Source organism: Mesorhizobium sp. M2A.F.Ca.ET.037.01.1.1, from assembly GCF_003998075.1.
GTDB lineage: Bacteria > Pseudomonadota > Alphaproteobacteria > Rhizobiales > Rhizobiaceae > Mesorhizobium.
The window spans coordinates 1-1,857 of sequence record NZ_RZSA01001165.1 but is presented as its reverse complement, the minus strand read 5'-3'; the positions used below and the strand labels follow the sequence as shown (position 1 = coordinate 1,857).

At 65.2% G+C, this 1,857-nt stretch carries 1 protein-coding gene; it reads left to right on the top strand.

All coding sequences use genetic code 11. From position 1 onward, the window contains the following. Positions 1-1,824, top strand: a 1,824-nt coding sequence (gene acnA / locus EOA27_RS34665; RefSeq protein ID WP_127258530.1) for an aconitate hydratase AcnA, incomplete at its 5' end; no start/stop codon positions are given. Positions 1,825-1,857 lie beyond the last annotated feature (33 nt).

The window sequence follows — 1,857 nt, the reverse complement described above, 5'->3', positions numbered from 1 at the left end:
TTCTTCGGCCCCGGCCTCTCCAACATGACGCTGGCCGGCCGCGCCACCATCGGCAGCATGGCGCCGGAATATGGCGCGACCTGCGGCTTCTTCCCGGTCGACTCGGAAACCATCCGCTACCTCACCATGTCCGGCCGCGAGGAGAACCGCATCGCCCTGGTCGAGGCCTATTCGAAGGCGCAAGGCATGTGGCGTGACGCCGGCTCCGCCGATCCGGTCTTCACCGACCTGCTCGAACTCGACCTCGGCGACGTCGTGCCGTCGATGGCCGGGCCGAAGCGCCCCGAGGGCCGCGTCGCCCTGCAGGACGTTCCGGCCGGCTTCGCCAAGGCGATGGAGACCGAATACAAGAAGGCCGCCGAGACCTCGAAGCGCTATGCCGTCGAAGGCACCGGCCACGATCTTGGCCATGGCGACGTCGTCATCGCCGCCATCACGTCCTGCACCAACACCTCGAACCCGAGCGTGCTCATCGGCGCCGGCCTCTTGGCCCGCAACGCCAACCGGCGCGGCCTGAAGCAGAAGCCGTGGGTGAAAACCTCGCTCGCCCCCGGCAGCCAGGTGGTGGCCGAATATCTGGAAAAATCCGGCCTGCAGAAGGAGCTCGACCAGATCGGCTTCAACCTGGTCGGCTTCGGCTGCACCACCTGCATCGGCAATTCCGGCCCGCTGCCGGCGCCGATTTCCAAGACCATCAACGACAAGGGCCTGATCGCAGCCGCGGTGCTTTCCGGCAACCGCAACTTCGAAGGCCGCGTCTCGCCGGATGTGCAGGCGAACTACCTCGCCTCGCCGCCGCTGGTGGTGGCGCATGCGCTGGCCGGCACGGTGACCAAGGACCTGACCACCGAGCCGCTCGGCGAGGGCAGCGACGGCAAGCCGGTCTATCTCAAGGACATCTGGCCGACCTCGGCCGAGATCCAGGAGTTCATCGAGAAGAACGTCACCCGCGAGCTGTTCGCCCGCAAATATGCCGACGTCTTCAAGGGCGACGCCTACTGGCAGAAGGTCAAGGCGCCGGAAGGCCAGACCTATGCCTGGGACGACCATTCGACCTATGTGCAGAACCCGCCCTATTTCGCCGGCGTGGGCCGCGCCTTCGGCAAGGTCGGCGACATCAAGGGCGCGCGCGTGCTCGGCCTCTTCGGCGACAAGATCACCACCGACCACATCTCGCCCGCGGGTTCGATCAAGGCCGCATCGCCGGCAGGCAAGTACCTCACCGAGCATGGCGTCGGCGTCGCCGACTTCAACCAGTACGGCACGCGGCGCGGCAACCATGAGGTGATGATGCGCGGCACCTTCGCCAACATCCGCATCCGCAACCACATGCTGGGCGAGAACGGCCGCGAGGGCGGCTACACGATCCACTATCCTTCCAAGGAGGAGATGTCGATCTACGACGCCGCCATGGAGTACAAGAAGGACGGCGTGCCGCTGGTGATCTTCGCCGGCGTCGAATACGGCAACGGCTCCTCGCGCGACTGGGCGGCCAAGGGAACGAACCTCCTCGGTGTCCGCGCGGTCATCGCCCAGTCCTTCGAGCGCATCCATCGCTCGAACCTGGTCGGCATGGGCGTCATCCCCTTCGTCTTCGAGGAAGGCACCTCATGGGCTTCCCTCAATCTGAAGGGCGACGAGCTGGTCGAGATCGACGGCCTGGACGCGATCAAGCCGCGCCAGAAGATGGTCGCCAAGGTGACCTATGGCGACGGCACGGTGAAGAACCTGCCGATCATCTGCCGCATCGATACGCTGGATGAGCTCGACTACTTCAAGAACGGCGGCATTTTGCAGTACGTGCTGCGCGATCTGGCCGCTTAGTAGGGGAATAAGGGAGTAGGGGAGTAAGGGAAT